Source organism: Microbacterium fluminis (genome assembly GCF_051549805.1).
Taxonomy (GTDB): domain Bacteria; phylum Actinomycetota; class Actinomycetes; order Actinomycetales; family Microbacteriaceae; genus Microbacterium.
Window position 1 is genome coordinate 2,446,218 of the sequence record NZ_CP196042.1, and the last position, 20,363, is coordinate 2,466,580.

A 20,363-nucleotide genomic window follows, 5' to 3' on the forward strand; every position below is an offset into this window, starting at 1 on the left:
ACTGAGTGGGTGTCCGACGGCCTGGCGCGCGTCGACCGAACGACCGACGCGGAGGACGTGGTCAGCCGTATCGCGGCCGCGAACGGGCCCTCAGAACGCCTCGACTCACCAGGAATGGACGCGGATGCGACCCGCCATCGCACGATCTTCTTCGAGGTGATGGCGGACGCAGGTATCGACGACCAGCTCGCCGTCGCACTGTATGAGTCGGAGCGTGACCATCGGCGCAATCTCTGGGCAGAGGATGCCGGCGTCGTGTTGACCGAGCTCAAGGCGCGTGGGTTCGGAATCGGGATCGTCAGCGACATCCATTTCGACATCCGAACAGCGTTCGCCGAGCATGGGATCGCCGGGTTGATCGACGCATTCTCACTGTCGTACGAAGTTGGCGCACAGAAGCCGTCCGCACGTATCTATCAGCACGCACTGGACAGCCTCGGATCCCCAGCGTCGGAGACGCTCATGGTCGGGGATCGCGCCGTGCCTGACGGTGGCGCGGTCGACCACGGACTTACGGTGCTGCTCCTTCCGGCGTTGCAGCGACCGAGTGATCTGCGACTCGGCTCGGTGCGGGACCTCGCAGTCGGTGGTCGCTGAGGGGAACACCGACGTCGCTCACGTCCGCCGGCCGACGAGGTCGAGCATGCGCGTGCGAGACGTCGTCACGGCGCGCCAGCGCTCGTACGGGTCGATCCACGGGGGAGCGAGCACCTCGGGCACGCCGAGGTTCATCCGCACCCTCCACCCGACCTTGTCGATGAAGCGGTGGTGGAACCAGCACAGCAGCACACCGTTGTCAGTGTGCGTGGGGCCGCCGACTGCGTGCTCTGTGACGTGGTGGATCTCGCACCAGGCGGCGGGCACGCGGCAGCCCGGGATGAGGCATCTGCCGTCTCGCAGCGCGATCGCGCGGCGCTGGTGGCGGTTGAACACACGCTCCTCGGTGCCGATGCGCAGGATGCGACCGTTGTCGCCAAGCAGCACGCGCTGGACCACGCCGGCGCAGCCTGCATGGCGGGCGGCGGCCGTCGAGACCGGGAGGTCGACGCTGTCGACGTGGGCCCAGCCGCGATCGTCGAGGAGATCCTCCTCTCGCACCGACACCATCAGCGTCGGCGCGGCGCCGCCGATCGTCGGCAGCAGTTCGGACGACGCGGCCGTGAACAGCGCGGTCGCGAGTGCGTCGTGCTGCTTCTGCGCCCACGAGCGCGGGTCATCGATGGGCAGGTCGTCGACGCCAGCAGAGTCGGCGACGGGCTCGGACGGGTGGAACCGCACTCCGTCGTCGACGCGCGGCGACCCGATCGCGTCGGCGATGCGCCGGTACTGCGCATAGACCTCGGGCAGCATGACGCCGCGGAACGGCACCCCGCCGTCGCGCTCGGAGCCGAACGTGAGGCCGCGCAGGCGGAGTGCCCGATCTTCAGCCGGCTCAGCACCGTCTTGATCGAGCGCCGCCGCCCAGGCTCGTGCCTGCACTTGGAGCAGATCTGCGCAGGCGGGCGGCGCGCCATCCGGCCCCTCGCCGCGCGCCTCCGCCGCCAGCACCGCGTCGGCGAGCCGCACTTCTTCACGCCCGACGTGACGGCCCATCGCCTCGAGCGGAGCGGCGACCGCCAGGAGACCGTCGACGCCGACGAAGCCGTCGAGCAGTGCGTCGCGCATCGCCGGAAGTCGCCCCGGCATCGGCTCGCCCGCGAAGGAGACGCCCACCCGCACGGATCTCGCGGCCTTGATCCAGCGAGCCGCGGTCGCCGGTGCACCCAGCGTCACGCGCTGCAGGAGTTCGCTCGCATCGCGGCACCCGCGCTTCGTCGTGAGCCGCGCGTCGCGATCGGATGCCTCGGACCGCCGCACGACCTCGCCGGTGGCCTCGACCAGAACGGCGTCGAGCAGGCGCCCGACCTCTGCGGCGAGCCGGAGCGCCTGGAGGAGTTGATCGTCGGATGCCTGGAGGATCTGCCCTCCGCCCAGCCCCGCGGCGACCTCCGCGCGCGTGCGCTCGACCATCTCGACGAGGTGCGCGAGGAGCTCTTCCATGTCTCCATTCTGCCGAGGGGGTCCGACATCGACGTCGGTACTATTGCCCGATCACGTGCCGTTTCCGACCCGCGCGCCATACGTCGTTGAACAATCCGGTTCAGTGTGCAATACTGAACCACATGGTAGACAGTGACGTTCTCGACGCAGCGTTCGCCGCACTCTCGGATGCGACGCGTCGAGGCGTGCTCGAACGGCTCGGCCGCGACGGATCGGCGACGCTCGGAGAACTCGCCGAACCCGCCGGCATCACCCTCACCGGGATGGCCAAGCACATCCACGTGCTCGAATCCGCCGGTCTCGTCGTCACCGAGAAGGTCGGGCGCACACGCCGCTGCCGCCTCGGCACCGAGCGATTGGAGGACGCGATGTCGTGGATCGGGTTCTACCAGCGCCTCTGGGAGCGCCGACTCGACGGTCTCGACGCGTACTTCACCCTCAGGAACGGAACCACGGACGGAGAACGATCATGACCGAGAACACCGCCCCCGCGGAGGCGGTCGACAGCGAGCTCGAACTGCGGATCGAGCGGATGCTGCCGGCCACGCCCGACGACGTCTTCGACGCGTACACCGACCCCGAGAAGCAGAAGATCTGGTTCTCGATCCTCGACGAACGCCCTGGGCTGGTCGAGATCACCACCGACTTGAGGGTCGGCGGCCACCAGGTCGCGGTCTGGGGGCCGGACGAGGCATCCGCCATCCGCGAGGTCCAGACGTTCCTCGAGATCGACCGCCCGCACCGGCTCGTCACCGAGTCCACCGGCACGACGCCCGACGGCATGTCGATGACCACGCGCGTCACGATCACGTTCGACCCCGTCGACCGAGGCACCCTGATGCGCGTCGTCCAGGCCGGGTTTCCCGTGCCCGAGATGCGCGACTTCTTCGTCGACGAAGTCTGGAAGGGCGCCTTCGACCGCATCCACGCCTACCTCGAGCGCGCCGACGGAGGCCAGCGGTGAACCGGCTCGCGCGTCGCATCGGACGCCTCGGTGCCGTGGTCGCCGCCGTCGTGCTCACCGTCGCCGTCAACCTCGTCGTCTACGGCGTCGGCGCGGCTCTCGGTGCGACGTACCACTTCACCGCCGCTACAGGACCGGCCCACGTCGACGCCCTCACCCTGAGCGGGTTCACCGCCGCGCCATTGCTGGTGGGCCTCGCGGTCGTCGCGGTCCTCTCGCGGTGGTGGGGATGGGTCCCACCCGTCGCACTCGCGGTGGCGGTTCTGGCTGCGATCGGCTCGATCCCCTTCATGCCGTTCTCCGTCGACCTCGACCCCGCCTCGGCGTTCACGCTCGCGGTCGCGCATGTGGTGGTCGCGGGGGGCGCCGCCCTCGGCATCCTCGCGATCCGGTCACTCGGACGGTCACCCGCGACCCGCGCGGTCACCGCATGAGCGTCGGCCGCGCCCGGGAGAGATCCTGCTAGCATCGACGCATGCGCTTCGGCCAGCTTCTTCTTAGCTGCCGCGACGAGTCCTCGATCTAGGACCCTTCCTCGTCGCGGAGCTTCGTGTTGGGTCCGACACATTCCGGTGAGTCCTCGAGATTCCCGTTGACGGAAGCGAACCCATGAAGAACAACCAGCAGCCCACGTCCGCGCCGATCCACAAGTATCGGCCGTACCACGAGCAGATCTCGGTCCAACTGCCCGACCGCACCTGGCCGGACGCCCGCATCACGGAGGCGCCGCGCTGGTGCGCCGTCGACCTCCGGGACGGCAACCAGGCCCTCATCGATCCGATGAGCCCCGAACGCAAGCGCATCATGTTCGACCTCCTGGTCGCCATGGGCTACAAGGAGATCGAGGTTGGCTTCCCGTCGGCCAGTCAGACCGACTTCGACTTCGTGCGTCACCTGATCGAGGAGGACGTCATCCCCGACGACGTCACGATCCAGGTGCTGACACAGGCACGCGAGGAGCTCATCAAGCGCACCTTCGAGTCGATCAAGGGCGCGAAGCAGGCCATCGTGCACCTCTACAACTCCACGAGCGTGCTGCAGCGGGAGGTCGTCTTCCGCACCGACAAGCAGGGCATCGTCGACATCGCCCAGCAGGGCGCCCGCTGGTGCAAGCAGTACGAGCAGACGGTCCCCGAGACCACGGTCTACTACGAGTACTCGCCCGAGAGCTACACCGGCACCGAGCTCGAGTTCGCCGCAGAGGTCTGCAACAAGGTCATGGAGATCTTCGTTCCGACGCCCGAGCGCAAGGTCATCCTCAACCTCCCCGCGACCGTCGAGATGGCCACGCCGAACGTGTACGCCGACTCGATCGAATGGATGTCGCGCCATCTGGATCACCGCGAGAACGTCATCCTCTCGCTGCACCCGCACAACGACCGCGGCACGGCGATCGCGGCTGCCGAGCTCGGCTACATGGCCGGCGCGGACCGCATCGAGGGATGCCTGTTCGGCAACGGAGAGCGCACCGGCAACGTCGACATCGTGGCGCTGGGGATCAACCTGCTGACACAGGGGATCGACCCGCAGATCGACTTCGGCGACATCGACCATGTTAAGCGCACCGCCGAGTACTGCAACCAGCTCCCCGTGCACGAGCGCAGCCCGTGGGCCGGCGACCTGGTCTTCACCGCGTTCAGCGGCTCGCACCAGGACGCCATCAAGAAGGGCTTCGAGGCCATGGAGGCCCGCGCGTCCGCACAGGGCGTCTCGGTCGACGAGATCGAGTGGGGCGTGCCGTACCTGCCGATCGACCCGAAGGATCTCGGCCGTTCGTACGAGGCCGTCATCCGCGTCAACTCGCAGTCCGGCAAGGGCGGTGTCGCCTATCTGCTGAAGAGCGACCATGCGCTCGACCTGCCGCGGAAGCTGCAGATCGAGTTCTCGGGCGTGGTGCAGGGCAAGACGGATGCCGAGGGCGGCGAGGTCACCAGCGACCAGATCTGGGCGATCTTCACCGACGAGTATCTGCCGTCCGACGTGGCCGACGAGCGCTGGGGCCGCTTCGAGCTGCTGTCCACTCGCACCTCGAGCGACATGTCGGGCGATGTGGAGCTCTCGGTGACCCTGCGCGACGGCGACAGCAGCGCGCCGGCAACGGGCCGCGGCAACGGTCCGGTGGCGGCGTTCGTCGACATCCTGCGTCAGCACGGCTTCGACGTGACGGTGTACGACTACGTCGAGCACGCACTCAGCGCCGGAGGCGACGCGCAGGCGGCCGCCTACGTCGAGCTCCAGGTCGACGGCGAGCGGCTGTGGGGTGTCGGGATCGACGGCGACATCTCGACGGCCAGCCTCAAGGCGATCGTGTCCGGGGTCAATCGCGCGATCCGCACCCGACGAGGGGCGCTGGCCGCCGTCTGACGGCGTCTCGGCGCTGTGCTCCTCGCCCCGGCGAGGAGCACAGCGAGACCGAGCGCCTACGGCTTGACGATCGGGATCGCCGAGGTCTCCACGGCGACCTTCCGGCGGTGGAGGGCGCGCTGCTCGGGCAGCGAGATGTCGAAGATCACGGCGAGCAGCCGGATCACGGCCGTCACCACGATTCCCGCGATCGACGCCGCCGCCAGCGGAGCGCCGAGGGCGTGGGCGCCGGCGAGCACCACGGATCCCGCGCCGGCGGCGACCGCGTACAGGGATCCGACGTGCATGATCGCGACGGGCAGTCCCATGATCATGTCCCGCAGGATGCCGCCGCCCACCGCCGCGCACACGCCGACGAAGATCGCCGGCACCACCGGAAGCCCGAGGGTGAGCGCCTTGCCGGTGCCGAAGGCGCCGAACAGCCCGATCACGACCGCGTCGAGGCCGACGATGACCGCGTTGAGCCGGTGGAACACGCCGGCCAGCAGCATCCCGATCAGAGCCGCGCCCGTCGCCGTGAGGAGGTACCAGTTGCTCTGCAGGGTGGCGGGGGTGACGTTCAGCAACAGGTCGCGGATGAGACCGCCGCCCATGCCCATGACGATGCCGATGATCGCGACGCCGAGGAGGTCGAGTCGCCGATCGCCGCGGAACCCCGACGCGAACAGGGCACCCTGCACTCCGCCGAGTCCGACCGCGAGCAGGTCCGCCCACAGGGGGATCACGAGGGTCTGGCCGTCCACGACCCCATTCTCGCCGTTGAGCGCCCTCGCACGGCGCGCGGAACGCCGGGATGCCGCTCCCGCGCCGGATAATGGACGGGTGCCCACCTATCGCGACGAGGTCGTGGTGCTGCGCACCCACAAGCTGGGTGAGGCGGACCGAATCCTCACCCTGCTGAGCCGCCGTCACGGCAAGATCCGGGCGGTGGCGAAGGGCGTGCGCCGCACGTCGTCGCGATTCGGCGCGCGGCTCGAGCCGTTCATGGTCGCCGACGTGCAGCTGTACGAAGGCCGCAGTCTCGACATCGTGCAGCAGGCCGAGTCGCTCGGCTCCTACGGCGCCGACATCGCCGTGCACTACGACCGCTACACCTCCGCCAGCGCGATGGTGGAGGCCGCCGACCGCCTCAACGAGGCCGAGGCGACCGCCCAGCAGTATCTGCTGCTCGTCGGCGGCCTCCGCGCGCTGTCGCGGGGCGAGCACGCCGCGCGCAGCATCCTGGACTCCTACCTGCTGCGCGCGATGGCCCTGTCCGGCTGGGCACCCGGGCTGGGCGCCTGCGCCCGCTGCGGCGCCGCCGGACCGCACGACGCGTTCGTGGCGCAGCTGGGCGGCATGGTGTGCGCCGACTGCGCCCCCACAGGATCCGCCCGCATCGCCCCCGAGACCGCGCGCCTGCTCACCCAGCTCATGGCGGGGGAGTGGGACGACGTGGATGCCGCATCCGCGGGCGCGAACGCGGCGGCATCCGGACTCATCGCGGCGTATGCGCAGTGGCACCTCGAGCGCGGCATCCGCTCGCTCTCGCACGTGGAGGGGGCCCGGTGACCCCGAAGCCGTTCACGCACCGCGACGCCGTCGCCTACCGGCCGATCGACTGGACGGGCCTGTATCCGCCGGCGTTTCCCAAGAAGGGCGTGCCGTCGCACGTCGCGATCGTGATGGACGGGAACGGGCGCTGGGCGAACCGTCGTGGGCTCACCCGCATCGAGGGCCACCGCGCAGGCGAGGCCGCCCTGCTCGATGTGGTCGCGGGCGCGATCCAGGCGGGCGTGAAGCATCTCTCCGTCTACGCCTTCTCGACGGAGAACTGGTCGCGGTCACCCGACGAGGTGCGCTTCCTGATGGGCTTCAATCGCGACGTGCTGCACCGTCGCCGCGACCAGCTCAACGAATGGGGCGTGCGGGTGCGGTGGGCGGGGCGCAAGCCGCGTCTGTGGGGCTCGGTAATCAAGGAGCTGCAGTACGCCGAGGAGCTCACGCGCGGCAACGACGTGCTGACCCTCACGATGTGCGTCAACTACGGCGGTCGGGTCGAGATCGCCGACGCGGTGCGTTCGATCGCCGACGACGTCGCAGCCGGACGCCTGCGGCCGTCGGCGGTGAGCGAGAAGCTCATCCAGAAGAGGCTGTATCTGCCCGACATGCCCGACGTCGACCTGTTCGTGCGCTCGAGTGGCGAGCAGCGCACGTCGAACTTCCTGCTGTGGGAGTCGGCCTACGCCGAGTTCGTCTTCCTGGACACTCTGTGGCCCGACTTCAGCCGTGTCGATCTGTGGGACGCGATCGGGCTGTACCTCGACCGTGACCGGCGCTTCGGCGGTGCCGTCGACACCCCGGAACCGCCCGCGCTCTGACTCACTCGCGCCCCGCCGGAATATCCGGCCGCCGTCCGCGGGTTGCACCGGACATGACGGATGCCATCAAGATCGACGTGTGGAGCGACATCGCCTGCCCCTGGTGCTACATCGGCAAGCGCAATCTCGAGAACGGACTGGCCGCGGCATCCGCGGACGACGACGCCCCCGTCGTCGAGGTGACCTACCACTCGTTCGAGCTGTCGCCCGACACGCCCGTCGACTTCGAGGGCACCAGCACCGAGTTCCTCGCGCGGCACAAGGGCATCCCGCTCGATCAGGCACGCCAGATGAACGACCGCGTCACCGGCATCGCCGCCGACGCCGGGCTCAGCTATCACATGGACGACGTGCAGCACACCAACACCGTGAAGGCGCACGAACTTCTGCACTTCGCGAAGGCGCAGGGCCGTCAGCTCGAGATGGCCGAGCGACTGATGTCCGCCTACTTCTCCGAGGGGCGTCACGTCGGTCGGGTCGACGACCTGGTCGCGCTGGCGACGGATGCCGGGCTCGACGCCGACGCGACGCGTGAGGCGCTGGAGACCGAACGGTATCTGCCGCACGTGCGCGCCGACCAGGAGCAGGCCGCCGCGTACGGCATCAACGGGGTGCCGTTCTTCGTGATCGACGGGAAGTACGGCGTCAGCGGCGCGCAGCCGGCGGAGGCGTTCACGCAGATCGCCCGGCAGGTGTGGGCCGAGCGAGGATCCGCGCAGCCCGCGACCGAAGAAGCGGCGCCCGTCGCCTGAGGCTCAGCGGGGGAGGTTCGCCTCGATCACCGAGACGATGGCCGGGTCGTCGGGCTTGGTCGTGGGGCGGAAGCGGTGGACCGCGCCGTCGGGCGTGAGCAGGAACTTCTCGAAGTTCCACAGGATCGGGCCCTTCTTGCCCTCCTCGTCCTTGGCCTTCTTGAGCGCCTTGTAGAGCTCCGCCGCACCCGGACCGTTCACCTTCACCTTGTCGGCGATCGGGAAGCTGATCCCCCACGTGACCGAGCAGTACTCGAGGATCTCCTCCATCGACCCCGGCTCCTGCCCCATGAACTGATTGCACGGGAAGCCGAGCACGGTGAAGCCGCGCTCCCCATACGTGCGCTGCAGCTCCTCGAGCTGCTCGTACTGGGGCGCGAGGCCGCACTTGGAGGCCACGTTCACGACCATGACGAGCTGGCCGTCGTAGTCGCCGAGCGTCGCCTGGCCGCCGTCGGCGGTCGTGAACGGGATGTCGCGGATGGAGGTCTGCACGGGAGCCGTCATGGGGCGATTCTAGGTCGCCGGAGGCGCACCAGGGCCGGGATCGATGGATCCGACGGCACCTGTGCACCGCGCGGACCGTGCCCGTGCGCATCTGGGAGAATGGATGACGTGAGCACCGCCATCGCCCCCGCACGCCCCCTGCGCATCGGGCCCATCGCCCTCGACGCGCCGGTTGTGCTGGCACCGATGGCGGGGATCACCAACACCGCCTTCCGCCGGCTGTGCCGCGAGTACGGCGCCGGGCTGTACGTCAGCGAGATGATCACGTCGCGGGCGCTCGTCGAGCGCAATGCAACGACGATGCGCCTCATCCGTCACCACGAGTCCGAGACGCCGCGCTCGATCCAGCTGTACGGCGTCGACCCGAAGACGATGTCGGAGGCGGTGCGCATCCTCGTCGCCGAGGACCATGCCGACCACATCGACCTGAACTTCGGATGCCCCGTTCCCAAGGTCACCCGCAAGGGCGGGGGAGCGGCGCTGCCGTGGAAGCTCGGCCTCTTCCGTGACATCGTCGAGGGCGCGGTGAAGGCGGCCGGCGACGTGCCGCTCACGGTGAAGATGCGCAAGGGCATCGACTCCGACCACCTCACCTTCCTCGACGCGGGACGCATCGCCGAGGCGGCGGGCGTGGCATCCGTCGCCCTGCACGCCCGCACAGCGTCGGAGTTCTACTCCGGGAACGCCGACTGGTCGGCGATCGCCGCCCTCAAGGAGGCGGTGACCAGCGTGCCGGTGCTCGGCAACGGCGACATCTGGTCGGCCGACGACGCGGTGCGCATGATGGCCGAGACCGGCTGCGACGGCGTGGTGGTCGGGCGCGGATGCCTCGGCCGCCCGTGGCTGTTCGGCGACCTCGCCCGTGCTCTCGGCGGCCCCGGTGCGGCACCGACCGCACCGGTGGACGCGACCCTCGGGTTCGTCGCCGCGGCGTTCCGCCGCCACGCCGAGCTGCTCGTGGAGTTCTTCGAGGACGAGGGTCGCGGATGCCGCGACATCCGCAAGCACGTCGCGTGGTACTTCAAGGGCTACCCGGTCGGCGGGGACCTGCGGGCCGCCCTCGCGACCGCCTCCACCCTCGAGGAGATCGACGACCTCCTCGCCACGATGGACCTCGACGCACCGTATCCGGGCGCCGCGGCCGAGGGGCAGCGCGGCCGCGCCGGCACTCCCAAGCGCCCCGCCCTGCCCGACGGGTGGCTCGCATCCCGCGAGCTCGGGGTCGAGGCATCCACCGCCCTCGCCGACGCGGAACTCGACCACAGTGGCGGCTGACGTCACCGTCGCCGTCGGGGTCGCGCAGGGCCGCCCCCGCGGCTACGACGACGCCGATGCCGCCCGTTTCCACCGCGAGCAGCACCGCTCGCAGCGTGACGATTTCGCCCGTGATCGGGCGCGCGTGCTGCACTCGGCCGCGCTGCGCCGGCTCGCCGCCAAGACGCAGGTGCTGAGTCCCGCGAGCCCGGCCGACTTCGCGCGAAACCGGCTCACGCACTCGCTCGAGGTGGCGCAGGTCGGTCGCGAGCTCGCGACCGCCCTGCAGCTGTCACCCGACGTGGTCGACACCGCGTGCCTCAACCACGATCTCGGGCATCCGCCGTTCGGGCACAACGGCGAACGCGCCATGAACGACTGGGCCGAGGACATCGGCGGGTTCGAGGGCAACGCGCAGACCCTGCGGATCGTGACGCGGCTCGAGCCGAAGGTGATCGGCGACGACGGCGCCAGCTTCGGTCTGAACCTCACGCGTGCGAGCCTCGACGCCACCTGCAAGTACCCCTGGACAGCCGACCATCCGCTGCCCGACCCGGGGGGACGCCTGAAGTTCGGTGTGTACCCCGACGACGAGCCGGTGTTCCGGTGGATGCGCGAGGGCGCCCCGGGGCGCGTGCGCTGCATCGAGGCCGAGGCCATGGACCTCTCCGACGACATCGCGTATTCCGTGCACGACTTCGAGGACGCGATCGTCAACGGCTACCTCGACCCTGCGCGTCTGGCCGACACGGCCGAGCACGAGGCACTGCTCACCGCGATCCAGACCTGGGTCGGCTTCGACTTCTCGCGCGACGAGCTGGCCGACGCCCTGTTCCGCGTCATGCGTCTCGCCGAATGGCTGCACGCCTTCGACGGCACTCGGCGCTCCCTCGCGCAGCTGAAGAACCTCACGTCCGACCTGATCGGCCGGTTCGCCCGCGCCGCGACGACCGCGACCCGCGACGCGTACCCCCAGGACGTTCTGACCCGCTACAGCGCACACGTCGTGGTGCCACGTGTGGTCGAGGCCGAGATGGCGGTGCTGAAGGGCATCATCGGCGCCACGGTGGTCTCGATCGACGGCCGCAAGGAGCTCTACAAGGAGCAGCGGCGCGTGCTCAAGCGCCTGGCCACCGCGCTGGAGGAGCGCCCCGAGGAACTCGACCGGCTGTACGCCGCCGACTTCGCGGCCGCGCAGACGGATGCTGAGCGACGCCGTGTGATCGTCGATCAGGTCGCCAGCCTCACCGACCAGCACGCGATCGCCTGGCACGGACGGCTCGTCGGCGAGGTGGACGCGGCATCCATCGGCGTCTGGGCACCGGGCTCGCGCCCGCCCGCACGCCGTGAGGACGACTGATGCCCGGCCGGATCCGCCAGGCCGACGTCGACGAGGTCAAGGCGCGCATCAACATCGCCGACATCATCGGAGAGCGGGTCGCGCTCAAGACGGCCGGCGTCGGATCGATGAAGGGCCTGTGCCCGTTCCACGACGAGCGCAGCCCGAGCTTCAACGTGCGGCCGCAGGTCGGCTTCTACCACTGCTTCGGATGCGGCGAGTCGGGCGACGTGTACTCGTTCCTGCGCGCGATGGACCATGTCACCTTCACGGAGGCCGTCGAGTCGCTGGCCGCGCGGATCGGCTACCCGCTCCACTACGAGGAGGGCGGGGGAGCGGCCCCCGAGACCGCCGGTCGGGCGCGCCTGTACGCCGCGAACTCCGCCGCGGCCGAGTTCTACCGTGCCCAGCTGCTCACTGCGGAGGCCGACACCGGACGTCGGTTCCTCGGGGAGCGCGGGTTCGACGCCGGCGCCGCCGCGCACTTCGGCGTCGGGTACGCGCCGAAGGGCTGGCAGGGCCTCGCCGACGCGTTGACCGCGCAGGGCTTCAGCCGCGAGGAGCTGCTCACGGCGGGATTGGTCTCCTCGGGTCAGCGCGGCGTGTACGACCGCTTCCGCGGGCGCCTGGTCTGGCCGATCCGCGACCTCACCGGCCAGACGATCGGCTTCGGCGCGCGGCGTCTGTTCGACGACGACAACGGGCCGAAGTACCTCAATACCCCCGAGACCACGATCTACAAGAAGACGCAGGTGCTGTACGGCCTCGACCTCGCCAAGCGCGACATCTCCCGCGGAGAACCGCGGCGCGTCGTGGTGGTCGAGGGGTACACCGACGTGATGGCGTGCCACCTGGCGGGCGTCACGACCGCCGTCGCCACCTGCGGCACGGCGTTCGGCGCCGAGCACATGCGCATCCTCAAGCGCGTGATGGGCGACGAGAAGTCGGCCGAGGTCGTCTTCACGTTCGACCCCGACGCCGCCGGGCAGAAGGCCGCGGTGCGCGCGTTCGCCGAGACCAGGACGCTCAACGCGCAGAGCTTCGTCGCGGTCGCGCCGGACGGCCTCGACCCGTGCGATCTGCGTCTGCAGCGCGGCGACGGCGCCGTGCGTCTGCTGATGGACACCAAGGCGCCGATGTTCGAGTTCGTGATCGACCAGCGGATCCAGGGGCTGAACCTCTCCACCGTCGAAGGCCGACTCGCGGGGCTCTCCGCCGCCGCCCCGCTCCTCGCCGACATCCGCGACGAGCCCCTCCGGCGCCGCTACGAGCATGTGCTCGCCCGACGCCTCGGCGAGGATCTCGCCGAGGTCCATCGTGCGGTGCAGCGCGAACGCCGTCGGGCGGAGGCCAAGACTGACGATGCCGCGCCGCCCGTGCCCGACGAGTCTCCCCGCGAGGCCGATGCGCCGGTCCTGCGCGTCACCGTTGCGTCACTCCCGCCGTCCGCGGGTCTCGAGCGGGACGCACTGATGGGGTTCCTGCAGTTCGGTCACCGCATCGACTCGGATCTGCTGACGCGTGCACTCGGGCTCGCCTTCCAGCATCCGGCCCTCGACGCGGTGCGGCAGAGCATCGTCGCCGCCGACATGTCGCGCCCGGGGTGGGCGGCCGACGCGGTGACGGCGACACGCGAGCCGTATCGCTCGCTCGGGGCGGAGCTGCTGACCGCCGCGTTCCCCGCGCGCGACGACGAGCACGCGGTCATGTCGACGACGGCGCTCGCACGCGGCCTGGTGATGCGCTCGCTCGACGGCGAGAAGTCCGACCTCCTGCGCGCCATCCAACGGGTCGCTCCCGACTCGGAGGAGGGACGCACCGTGCGCCTGCGCCTGCGCGAACTCGACCTCGAACGACAGGCCGTGCTCGGGGCCGAGTAGCGCCCGCGCCCTGCGCAGGGCAGGATGAGCACGTGTCACGCAGTCCCGAGCCCGATGTGGCGATCCGCAGCACCGACCTCTCGATCGGTCGGTCGGGGGGGAGCGGCCGCGTGGTGGACGGGATCACGTTCACGCTCGCGCGGGCCGCATCGCTGGCCATCATGGGTCCCACCGGTGCGGGGAAGTCGAGCCTCGCCGCCGTGCTGGCAGGCGCCGACGAGCCCGGATTGTCCGTCGTCGGCGGGGAGGCGTGGGTCGAAGGCATCCGCGTCCGCCGCCCCGGCCGCGCCCATCGCACGCTGACCTACGTGACCGGCTACCTCCCGCAGACCGCGGGCGCCCACCTGCCGTCTCGGATGACGGTCGCCGACGTCATCGCAGAGCCCCTGACGAGCCGCGACCGCCGCGTCAACGCGCGCGCCCTCGCGGTGCGCGTAGCGACCCTGCTCGACGAGATGCAGCTGCCGCTCGGCGCGTCGGCGAAGTACCCCTACGAACTCAGCGCCGGAATGCGTCAGCGGGTGGCGTTCGCGCGCGCCCTCATGCTGCAGCCGCGCGTGCTGATCGCCGACGAGCCGTTCGCGAACCTCGACGTCGAGGTCCGTCGCGTCGCCCGTGAGGCGATCATCCGCCGGCGTGAGGCGTACGGCATGGCGACGCTGGTGGTCACCAACGAGCTGGAGGTGGCGTCGGAGCTGGATGCCTCGGTGCTCCTGCTGCGCAGCGGTCACGCGATCGCCTACGGCGCCACCGCGCACGACATCCTGTGGTCGCCGAGCGCCGAGGCGGACCACCGTCTGATCGCCACCTGATGTGCGGAGCACCCTCCGGCGTTTGCTAGCATGGTGGGGTTGTCCGGTTCCGACCGGGCGTCTTCCTCGGTAGCTCAATTGGCAGAGCAATCGGCTGTTAACCGATAGGTTCTTGGTTCGAGTCCAAGCCGGGGAGCGAGAGATCCGCGTCATCTACCGCGACTCTCACCGAAGGCCCGGGCTTCCACCCCGGGCCTTTCTCCTTTCCGGGGCGGGTCTCAGCTGTACCGGCCGTCCGCGCTGCCGACGATCTCCCGCATGATCTCGACGGTGATCGGCTCGCGCTCACCATCGGTCCATTCGTGCACGGCGAACGGGATGCCGCGCTCCTCGAGGTAGGCGACGGTGCGCTCCAGTCGGGGGACGACCTCGATGTGGTCGTTGCCGAACAGCTCGGCGGTGTAGACGGGATCGCCGGCGCGGATCGAGCGGCGCAGCTCGGTCGTGGCGCGACCGGTGATGCGGTACAGGGCCGTCAGCACCTCGCTGCCGAAGTCCGGCGTGCCCTCCACCGTCAGCGACAGCGCGTTCTGCATGACGGTCACGCGTCCAGATCGTCGACGCCGGGCATCCAAGACTGACCCGGACGACCCCAGCCGCGCTTGCGGGCGACCTTCTGCACCGTCTTCCAGTCGGCGTCGTCGAGACGGTCGATGTAGAGGATGCCGTCGAGGTGGTCGAACTCGTGCTGCATGATGCGGGCCCGCCAGCCGTCGACGTCGATCGACACGGGCGCCCCCTCGAGGTCGGTGCCAGTCACGCGCACGCGGTCGGAGCGCCGCAGCGGGAACCGCTCGCCCGGGAACGAGAGGCATCCCTCGGACTCCTCGTCCTCGTCGGGGGCGCCGGGCTCGAGCGGCGTCATCCACAGCTCGGGGTTGATGATCACGCCCCGCCAGGGAGCGCCCTCGTCGTCGACGTAGGTGTACGTGTAGATGCGCAGGGACACCCCCACCTGGGGCGCGGCGAGGCCCACGCCGGGTGCGGCATCCATCGTCTCGAACATGTCTGCCACGAGCTGGCGGATGTCGTCGGTGATCTCGTCGACGCGGGCTGCGGGGGCATGCAGCGCCGGGTCTCCCATGATGCGAATCGGCAGAACGGCCACGCCTTGAGCCTACCCAGCGCCCCGGGCGGTTAGTGTCGAGTGGTGAGCGGGGTGAGCATGTCGATCGGGGACGTGACCAACGAATTGGTCGGGGTGTTCCGCGATCCGGCTCTCCTCATCGGAATCCCGCTGGCTCTGCTCGGCGCGGTGTTCATGTCACTGGGTGCCCAGTACCAGCACCGGGGCGTGGCGAAGGTCGAGCGCCTCTCGCAGTCCACGAGCACCGGCGGTCTCACCGGCGGGCAGATGCTGGCGCTGCTCACGCGCCCGTCCTGGGTGATCGGCACCGTGATGCTCGGGCTGGCGATCGTGTGCCAGCTCGGCGCCCTGGCCGTCGCACCCCTCATCGTGGTGCAGCCGCTCGGCGCGATCGCCCTCGTCATCACGACCCTCCTGAACGCCCGTGTGTCGGGCCACAAGCCCACACGACAGTCGATCACCGCGATCGTGGCCTGTATCGGCGGCATCCTCACGTTCGTCACGATCGCCGCGTTCTTCGCTGAGGAGCACGCGATCACGCAGCAGCAGCTGATCGTCATCTTGGCGATCCTCGCCGCCGTCATCGTGGTGTTCGCCGTGCTGTGGCTGTGGCTGCGCCGCCGCATGCAGGCGCTGTTCTACATCATGGCCGCCGGCGTCATCTACGGATTCGTCGCGACGCTGGCCAAGGTCGTGATCAAGCGCCTGCAGGAGGGCAACTTCGAGTGGCTCACCGCCGTGTGCCTCGTCGCCCTCGTCGCGGCCGTCGCCGTGGGCGCCTACTTCGTGCAGACGGCCTACTCGGTCGGGCCGCCCGACCTGGTGATCGCCGGGCTGACGGTCGTCGACCCGATGGTCGCGGTGTTCATCGGCCTCCTGGTGCTCGGTGAGGCATCCCGCGCGCCCATCTGGGCCCTCGTCGGCTTCGGCGTCGCCGGCGCCATCGCGATCTGGGGCGTCGTGCAACTCGCCCGCTACCACCCCGAGGTGGTCAGCAACAGCCAGGAGATCCCGATCACACGCGGGAGCGACGGACGGGCGGATACCTCGGCTCCGCCGGCCGCACGCAAGCCGGGCTCGGCCCGCGTCGACGAGGTGGTGCAGAAGGTCTGGCCCGTCTCCGATGGCCCTCGCGACGGGAAGTCGCCCCGCTAGGCTGGATCCCGCAGGGGGCGGTGGCCAAGCTGGTCAAGGCAGCGGGCTCATAACCCGACGATCGTGGGTTCAAGTCCCACCCGCCCTACCGAACGCCGCGCGCGTCAGACGGCGATGTGCTCGGCGATGTACGAGTACTTCAGGAACACCTCGGACGCGATCCCGGCCTCCTCCAGCACGCCCTGCACCGCGGTCAGCATGTAGCGGTGGTCCCAGCCCATGTAGAGGAAGTTCTCGCCGTCGAGCGCGTCCCACTCGCCGTTCCACGCCGGAGCGGGATAGATCGGGCCGCCCCGGCGTGAGCTGAAGGCCACGACGCTCTCCCGTGAGTCCGCCCACAGGCGGGTGAACACGCGGTTGAAGAGGTGACGGACGTCGTACACCTCCCAGTGCTCGCCGCGGTACTCCACGTATGAGAACTCGCGCTCCCAGCCGCGCGGCCAGCCGCGACGGCGCTGCGCATCGAGGATCGGGGTGAGGCCGTCGTCGTCGATCAGGACGACCGCCGGGCGACGCCAGACGCGCACGACCTCGTCGGCGAGCAGGACGGTGCGCGCCGCGATCGCCGCCGTGCCCCATGTCTCGCTCGCGGCCAGGGCGCGGGTGGAGGTCACCGCGCTGCGCGCGTACAGCGCATCGCGCTTGTCGGGGAACGACCGGTCGGCGGCGCTCAGCGCCAGTTCGTCCTCGAGGAGCACGAGGTTGCCGAGCGTGTCGGCGAGGGCGCGATGGCTGTTCTGCTCGTCGTCGGAGTACTCCGCCCACGTGCGATCGCCGCCGCCGCTCCACGTGTCGCCGGGCTCGCTCGGGAAGACCCGTTCGACCCCGAAGTCCGCGACCTCGTCGATGCCGGACAGGCGACCGAGCACGTACTGCGCGTGGGGGAGCGGGGCGAACTTCAACGCCGCCCGGATGCGCTCGTCGGACGGGGTGATCCGCGCGATCGCGTGCAGCAGGGCATCCGTCCCCTCCTGCCCGGCGCGCACGAGTCGCGCGACCAGCCGGTCGGTGCCGAGCCCGACGATCTGCCGACGCAGCAGCAGCGACTGCACGCGCTCGAGCGTCTCCAGGAGTGCCGAACGGTCGAGCGCGCCCGTCGCGTGATCGTGGTACGCGCGCAGCACCAGGGGGGAGGAGTCCCGTCCGAAGGTGTTGAGGTAGGCGAGATGACGTCCGATCTCCGGATCGGGCGCCAGCGCGGGGTCGAGCAGGACGCGGTAGATCTCGGAGTAGTGCCGCCACTGGGACGCCGACGCGGCCAGGGTCTCGGGCGTGAGGTGCGGGAACTCGTGCCGGAACGCGTCGTACACGCCGCGCCCGCCGGCCAGCAGCACTTCGCGTCCTGTGCGCAGCACGAGGTAGTGGCGCCAGAACGCGCCGATGCTCTCGCCCGTGTTGTGCTCGATGGGACGCCAGAACTCCTCTTCGATGGCGCTCTGCTCGCCGTGCGAGAGACCCATCAGCACGTAGTTGTGGATCAGTTCGTGATCGCGCAGCGGTTCGCCGGTGGAGTTGAGGCTCTCGAAGATCTGCTGGGCGTTCGCCCCCGCCCCGAGGGTGATCGCGACGTGCTCGAGCTTCTGCAGGCCGCGCCAGATGCGCGGCGCCTCCTCGGCGCCGACCTGGCTGCGGAAGAAGGCGTAGTTGTCGTCGAACCGCGAGTCGCGCAGAGCGGATGCCTCGCCCCGCCCGTCTAGCACGACTCCCTCGAACACCTCGGCCCACGCCCGATGCGGGCGCAGCCTGGTGCGCGTCGGATCCGAGGAGCGCACCAGGACGGCGTGCAGCTGCCTCGACAGCTCCGGGTCGACGTCGCGCACCGTGTGGTGGAGCGCGGCGATGAGCAGCATGAGCGTGGTGATGCGCTGCTGGCCGTCGATCAGCACCAGCTCCGGATCGCCCTGCTCGACCGACAGGGACGACAGGATCGAGCCGATGAAGTGCATGCTGCGGTCGTCGGTGTCGGCGACCGCGCGGATGTCGGAGAGCAGCTGCTCGCATCCGCCGATGTCCCAGCGGTACTGGCGCTGATAGACCGGAACGACGATCTGCGTCTCTGCCGCCGAGAGCCAGGCGATCGTGTTGACGGCGGTCGCGTCGATGTTCGTGGCGGTGCCCATGCTCTCGTTTCACTCGTCTCGCTCGTGCCGTACCGGGCACCTCACCAGCCTATGCGCGTGCGCTTATTCACGGCCGCCGCCCCCGGGGCGTGCCGGAACCCCCGATGTAGGCTTGCCTAAGTCGGGCCTGTTAAAACGTGCTGGCCCCCTACGAAAGGCATGACTCACCTCATGGCATACATCAAGTCCGCCGCTCTCGAAGAGACCGGCTACGTGGTCCTCGACCGCTACGACCAGCAGCTCGATCCCCAGGAGTGGCTCGACATCGAGTACAACGACTGGAAGTCCTCGGGCGACACCCGCTTCGCACCGCTCGCCAGCGCCTTCGGCGAGATCGAGTGCAACGGCTTCTGGAACCACAAGCCGCCGCGCACCGACAAGGACGGCGTCTGGATCGACTCGCAGACCGAGAAGGCCCCGAACCTCACCCGCCGCGCACAGGAGCCCGGCGCGAACGTCGGACGCTGCCGCGTCATCGAACTGCAGCCCACGCCCTACGGCGAATGCCTCTACAACCTGCACCAGGACGACAACAACCGCCTCAACCCCGACGGCACCGGCTGGGTCGTGCGCGGGTTCTTCAACCTCACCGACGACACCGACAGCTTCTTCGTGCTGCGCGAGAACCGCACCGACCCCGCCGGCGAGGTGCGCATCGCGCTGCCGGCCGGCGCGCAGCTGATCATCGACACGCAGCGTCTGTGGCACGCGGCGACCCACCTCGGGACCGACCCGCGCTACTGCCTGATCACGTCGTGGACCTCGGGCCCGGAGCTCGACGCCTACATCGAGAAGTACAACGGCGTGAACCGCACCGAGAGCGTCCACGTCGATCAGGACGTGCTCGATGCCGGCTACGCCGAGCAGGCCCGGAAGGACGCCGCCCGCGCCGCGTACTACGCCGCCAAGGGGCAGCAGGAGAAGATCGCGATGAGCGAGGCCTGAGCCTCGGCATCCGCTCTCGAAGGGCTCCGGTCGACAGGCCGGAGCCCTTCGTGCTCCGGTTCGCACCACGCCGAATCACAGCCTTGTCATTCCGGGGGAGTTCGGGCGATAATGGCCACACAACCGAACACGCATCGCCGAAGCATCCGTTTCAGGTCGTTGGGGAAGACGTACCTGATGAAACGGAGAGAATGATGGCTACAGGACAGGCGCGGGGAGTGGTCTACATCCACTCCGCGCCACGTGCGTTGGCCCCCCACCTCGAGTGGGCGGTCGGTCGCGCCCTCGGGCGTGCGGTGAACTTCGACTGGCAGGAGCAGCCGGTGCTCTCCGGGAGCCGTCGCGCGGAGTTCTACTGGGACGGCCCGGTCGGGACGGGCGCCTCGCTCACCACCTCGATCCGCGGGTGGGAGCATCTGCGCTTCGAGGTGACCGAGGACCCGACGCCCCGCAGCGACGGCGGCCGCTGGCTGCACACGCCGGGGCTCGGCATCCATTACGCGCAGACGGATGCCGCGGGCAACGTCGTGATCGGCGAGGACCGCCTGCGCTACGCGATGGAGGTCGCTGCGGGCGACATCGTCGAGCTGCAGCGGGAGCTGGACGTGGCGCTCGGCGCGGCGTGGGACGAGGAGCTCGAGCCGTTCCGCCACGCGAGCGACGACGCCCCCGTCGTCTGGCTGCACAAGGTGGGCTGATTTCGAGACTCGGGCGGAGCGAGGCGTCGTGACCGGCGGTCGGAGGCGGGAATCCTGACTGCTGGGGAGACGAATCCCCGCCCGAT

General features: G+C 69.8%; 21 protein-coding genes and 2 tRNA genes. 17 read left to right on the forward strand and 6 right to left on the reverse strand.

Going from position 1 to position 20,363, the window contains the following annotated elements; genetic code table 11:
• The first annotated feature begins 9 nt into the window (after window positions 1–9).
• Window positions 10–597, forward strand: a complete 588-nt coding sequence (locus tag ACSJDX_RS11815) for an HAD family hydrolase (protein WP_438352870.1) — start codon at window positions 10–12, stop codon at window positions 595–597.
• 18 nt (window positions 598–615) lie between these two features.
• Here the strand turns inward: ACSJDX_RS11815 and ACSJDX_RS11820 are convergent, their stop codons facing one another.
• Window positions 616–2,040 carry a DUF222 domain-containing protein gene (locus tag ACSJDX_RS11820; RefSeq protein ID WP_438352871.1) on the reverse strand — a complete coding sequence of 475 codons (1,425 nt, stop codon included), beginning with the start codon at window positions 2,038–2,040 and terminating at the stop codon, window positions 616–618.
• Window positions 2,041–2,162: 122 nt separating this feature from the next.
• Here ACSJDX_RS11820 and ACSJDX_RS11825 point away from each other — a divergent pair, with 122 nt between their 5' ends.
• From ACSJDX_RS11825 to leuA, 4 genes are all read left to right on the forward strand, one after another.
• Entirely contained in the window at window positions 2,163–2,513 is a 351-nt protein-coding gene (locus ACSJDX_RS11825) for an ArsR/SmtB family transcription factor (RefSeq protein ID WP_438352872.1), read from the forward strand.
• Window positions 2,510–3,004: an SRPBCC family protein gene (locus ACSJDX_RS11830; protein WP_438352873.1), complete on the forward strand. Its 495-nt coding sequence runs from the start codon at window positions 2,510–2,512 to the stop codon at window positions 3,002–3,004. Before ACSJDX_RS11825 ends, ACSJDX_RS11830 begins: the two co-directional genes overlap by 4 nt.
• Entirely contained in the window at window positions 3,001–3,438 is a 438-nt protein-coding gene (locus tag ACSJDX_RS11835; RefSeq protein ID WP_438352874.1) for a DUF6069 family protein, read from the forward strand. Before ACSJDX_RS11830 ends, ACSJDX_RS11835 begins: the two co-directional genes overlap by 4 nt.
• A 175-nt stretch (window positions 3,439–3,613) precedes the next feature.
• A complete protein-coding gene (gene leuA / locus ACSJDX_RS11840) occupies window positions 3,614–5,368 on the forward strand; it encodes a 2-isopropylmalate synthase (RefSeq protein WP_438352875.1) in 1,755 nt (584 codons plus the stop codon).
• 56 nt (window positions 5,369–5,424) lie between these two features.
• On the opposite strand, the gene ACSJDX_RS11845 is transcribed toward leuA, so the two are convergent.
• A complete protein-coding gene (locus ACSJDX_RS11845) occupies window positions 5,425–6,111 on the reverse strand; it encodes a trimeric intracellular cation channel family protein (protein WP_438352876.1) in 687 nt (228 codons plus the stop codon).
• Between the two features lie 79 nt (window positions 6,112–6,190).
• Between ACSJDX_RS11845 and recO the strand changes: the two genes are divergently transcribed.
• Genes recO through ACSJDX_RS11860 form a run of 3 tightly spaced genes read left to right on the forward strand, consistent with a single transcriptional unit; the run spans window position 6,191 to window position 8,480 of the window.
• The gene (gene recO, locus ACSJDX_RS11850) at window positions 6,191–6,919 is read left to right on the forward strand and encodes a DNA repair protein RecO (protein ID WP_438352877.1); all 729 of its coding nucleotides are present in this window, start codon (window positions 6,191–6,193) and stop codon (window positions 6,917–6,919) included.
• Window positions 6,916–7,728 (forward strand): isoprenyl transferase, encoded by an 813-nt coding sequence (locus ACSJDX_RS11855; RefSeq protein WP_438352878.1) that lies wholly within the window; start codon window positions 6,916–6,918, stop codon window positions 7,726–7,728. The genes recO and ACSJDX_RS11855 overlap by 4 nt, the downstream gene beginning before the upstream one ends.
• A 53-nt stretch (window positions 7,729–7,781) precedes the next feature.
• Window positions 7,782–8,480: a DsbA family oxidoreductase gene (locus tag ACSJDX_RS11860; RefSeq protein ID WP_438352879.1), complete on the forward strand. Its 699-nt coding sequence runs from the start codon at window positions 7,782–7,784 to the stop codon at window positions 8,478–8,480.
• Between the two features lie 3 nt (window positions 8,481–8,483).
• On the opposite strand, the gene ACSJDX_RS11865 is transcribed toward ACSJDX_RS11860, so the two are convergent.
• Window positions 8,484–8,987 (reverse strand): glutathione peroxidase, encoded by a 504-nt coding sequence (locus ACSJDX_RS11865; RefSeq protein ID WP_438352880.1) that lies wholly within the window; start codon window positions 8,985–8,987, stop codon window positions 8,484–8,486.
• Between the two features lie 99 nt (window positions 8,988–9,086).
• On the opposite strand from ACSJDX_RS11865, the gene dusB reads away from it, so the two are divergent.
• The 5 genes from dusB to ACSJDX_RS11890 all read left to right on the forward strand — a co-directional run bounded on the left by dusB (window position 9,087) and on the right by ACSJDX_RS11890 (window position 14,408).
• On the forward strand, window positions 9,087–10,262 hold the full coding sequence (gene dusB / locus ACSJDX_RS11870; RefSeq protein ID WP_438352881.1) for a tRNA dihydrouridine synthase DusB: 1,176 nt from the start codon (window positions 9,087–9,089) through the stop codon (window positions 10,260–10,262).
• Entirely contained in the window at window positions 10,252–11,601 is a 1,350-nt protein-coding gene (locus ACSJDX_RS11875) for a deoxyguanosinetriphosphate triphosphohydrolase (protein ID WP_438352882.1), read from the forward strand. Before dusB ends, ACSJDX_RS11875 begins: the two co-directional genes overlap by 11 nt.
• Window positions 11,601–13,460 carry a DNA primase gene (dnaG, locus tag ACSJDX_RS11880; RefSeq protein WP_438352883.1) on the forward strand — a complete coding sequence of 620 codons (1,860 nt, stop codon included), beginning with the start codon at window positions 11,601–11,603 and terminating at the stop codon, window positions 13,458–13,460. The genes ACSJDX_RS11875 and dnaG overlap by 1 nt, the downstream gene beginning before the upstream one ends.
• Window positions 13,461–13,492: 32 nt before the next feature.
• Window positions 13,493–14,272 carry an ATP-binding cassette domain-containing protein gene (locus tag ACSJDX_RS11885; protein WP_438352884.1) on the forward strand — a complete coding sequence of 260 codons (780 nt, stop codon included), beginning with the start codon at window positions 13,493–13,495 and terminating at the stop codon, window positions 14,270–14,272.
• Between the two features lie 63 nt (window positions 14,273–14,335).
• A tRNA-Asn gene (locus tag ACSJDX_RS11890) sits at window positions 14,336–14,408 on the forward strand.
• An 82-nt stretch (window positions 14,409–14,490) separates the two neighbouring features.
• Here the strand turns inward: ACSJDX_RS11890 and ACSJDX_RS11895 are convergent.
• Window positions 14,491–14,808 (reverse strand): hypothetical protein, encoded by a 318-nt coding sequence (locus tag ACSJDX_RS11895; protein WP_438354978.1) that lies wholly within the window; start codon window positions 14,806–14,808, stop codon window positions 14,491–14,493.
• Between the two features lie 5 nt (window positions 14,809–14,813).
• Window positions 14,814–15,380: a peptide deformylase gene (gene def, locus ACSJDX_RS11900; RefSeq protein ID WP_438352885.1), complete on the reverse strand. Its 567-nt coding sequence runs from the start codon at window positions 15,378–15,380 to the stop codon at window positions 14,814–14,816.
• A 57-nt stretch (window positions 15,381–15,437) separates the two neighbouring features.
• Between def and ACSJDX_RS11905 the strand changes: the two genes are divergently transcribed.
• The gene (locus tag ACSJDX_RS11905) at window positions 15,438–16,514 is read left to right on the forward strand and encodes a DMT family transporter (RefSeq protein WP_438352886.1); all 1,077 of its coding nucleotides are present in this window, start codon (window positions 15,438–15,440) and stop codon (window positions 16,512–16,514) included.
• A gap of 14 nt (window positions 16,515–16,528) precedes the next feature.
• A tRNA-Ile gene (locus tag ACSJDX_RS11910) sits at window positions 16,529–16,602 on the forward strand.
• Window positions 16,603–16,618: 16 nt separating this feature from the next.
• Here ACSJDX_RS11910 and ACSJDX_RS11915 read toward each other — a convergent pair.
• Window positions 16,619–18,634: a DUF262 domain-containing protein gene (locus ACSJDX_RS11915; protein ID WP_438352887.1), complete on the reverse strand. Its 2,016-nt coding sequence runs from the start codon at window positions 18,632–18,634 to the stop codon at window positions 16,619–16,621.
• Window positions 18,635–18,805: 171 nt separating this feature from the next.
• On the opposite strand from ACSJDX_RS11915, the gene ACSJDX_RS11920 reads away from it, so the two are divergent.
• Window positions 18,806–19,579, forward strand: a complete 774-nt coding sequence (locus tag ACSJDX_RS11920; protein ID WP_438352888.1) for a hypothetical protein — start codon at window positions 18,806–18,808, stop codon at window positions 19,577–19,579.
• Between the two features lie 194 nt (window positions 19,580–19,773).
• Complete coding sequence (locus tag ACSJDX_RS11925) at window positions 19,774–20,277, forward strand: DUF3145 domain-containing protein (protein ID WP_438352889.1); 504 nt, start codon at window positions 19,774–19,776, stop codon at window positions 20,275–20,277.
• The last annotated feature ends 86 nt before the right edge of the window (window positions 20,278–20,363 follow it).

What these genes read in the sequence shown, in the direction of transcription:
- ACSJDX_RS11830 (WP_438352873.1), top strand. Translation starts at nt 2,510, where the DNA reads ATGACCGAGAACACCGCCCCCGCGGAGGCGGTCGACAGCGAGCTCGAA.
- ACSJDX_RS11925 (WP_438352889.1), top strand. Translation starts at nt 19,774, where the DNA reads ATGGCTACAGGACAGGCGCGGGGAGTGGTCTACATCCACTCCGCGCCA.
- ACSJDX_RS11905 (WP_438352886.1), top strand. Translation starts at nt 15,438, where the DNA reads ATGTCGATCGGGGACGTGACCAACGAATTGGTCGGGGTGTTCCGCGAT.
- ACSJDX_RS11825 (WP_438352872.1), top strand. Translation starts at nt 2,163, where the DNA reads ATGGTAGACAGTGACGTTCTCGACGCAGCGTTCGCCGCACTCTCGGAT.
- ACSJDX_RS11915 (WP_438352887.1), bottom strand. Translation starts at nt 18,634, where the DNA reads ATGGGCACCGCCACGAACATCGACGCGACCGCCGTCAACACGATCGCC.
- ACSJDX_RS11920 (WP_438352888.1), top strand. Translation starts at nt 18,806, where the DNA reads ATGGCATACATCAAGTCCGCCGCTCTCGAAGAGACCGGCTACGTGGTC.
- ACSJDX_RS11895 (WP_438354978.1), bottom strand. Translation starts at nt 14,808, where the DNA reads ATGCAGAACGCGCTGTCGCTGACGGTGGAGGGCACGCCGGACTTCGGC.
- ACSJDX_RS11860 (WP_438352879.1), top strand. Translation starts at nt 7,782, where the DNA reads ATGACGGATGCCATCAAGATCGACGTGTGGAGCGACATCGCCTGCCCC.
- ACSJDX_RS11820 (WP_438352871.1), bottom strand. Translation starts at nt 2,040, where the DNA reads ATGGAAGAGCTCCTCGCGCACCTCGTCGAGATGGTCGAGCGCACGCGC.
- dusB (WP_438352881.1), top strand. Translation starts at nt 9,087, where the DNA reads ATGGATGACGTGAGCACCGCCATCGCCCCCGCACGCCCCCTGCGCATC.
- ACSJDX_RS11865 (WP_438352880.1), bottom strand. Translation starts at nt 8,987, where the DNA reads ATGACGGCTCCCGTGCAGACCTCCATCCGCGACATCCCGTTCACGACC.
- dnaG (WP_438352883.1), top strand. Translation starts at nt 11,601, where the DNA reads ATGCCCGGCCGGATCCGCCAGGCCGACGTCGACGAGGTCAAGGCGCGC.
- leuA (WP_438352875.1), top strand. Translation starts at nt 3,614, where the DNA reads ATGAAGAACAACCAGCAGCCCACGTCCGCGCCGATCCACAAGTATCGG.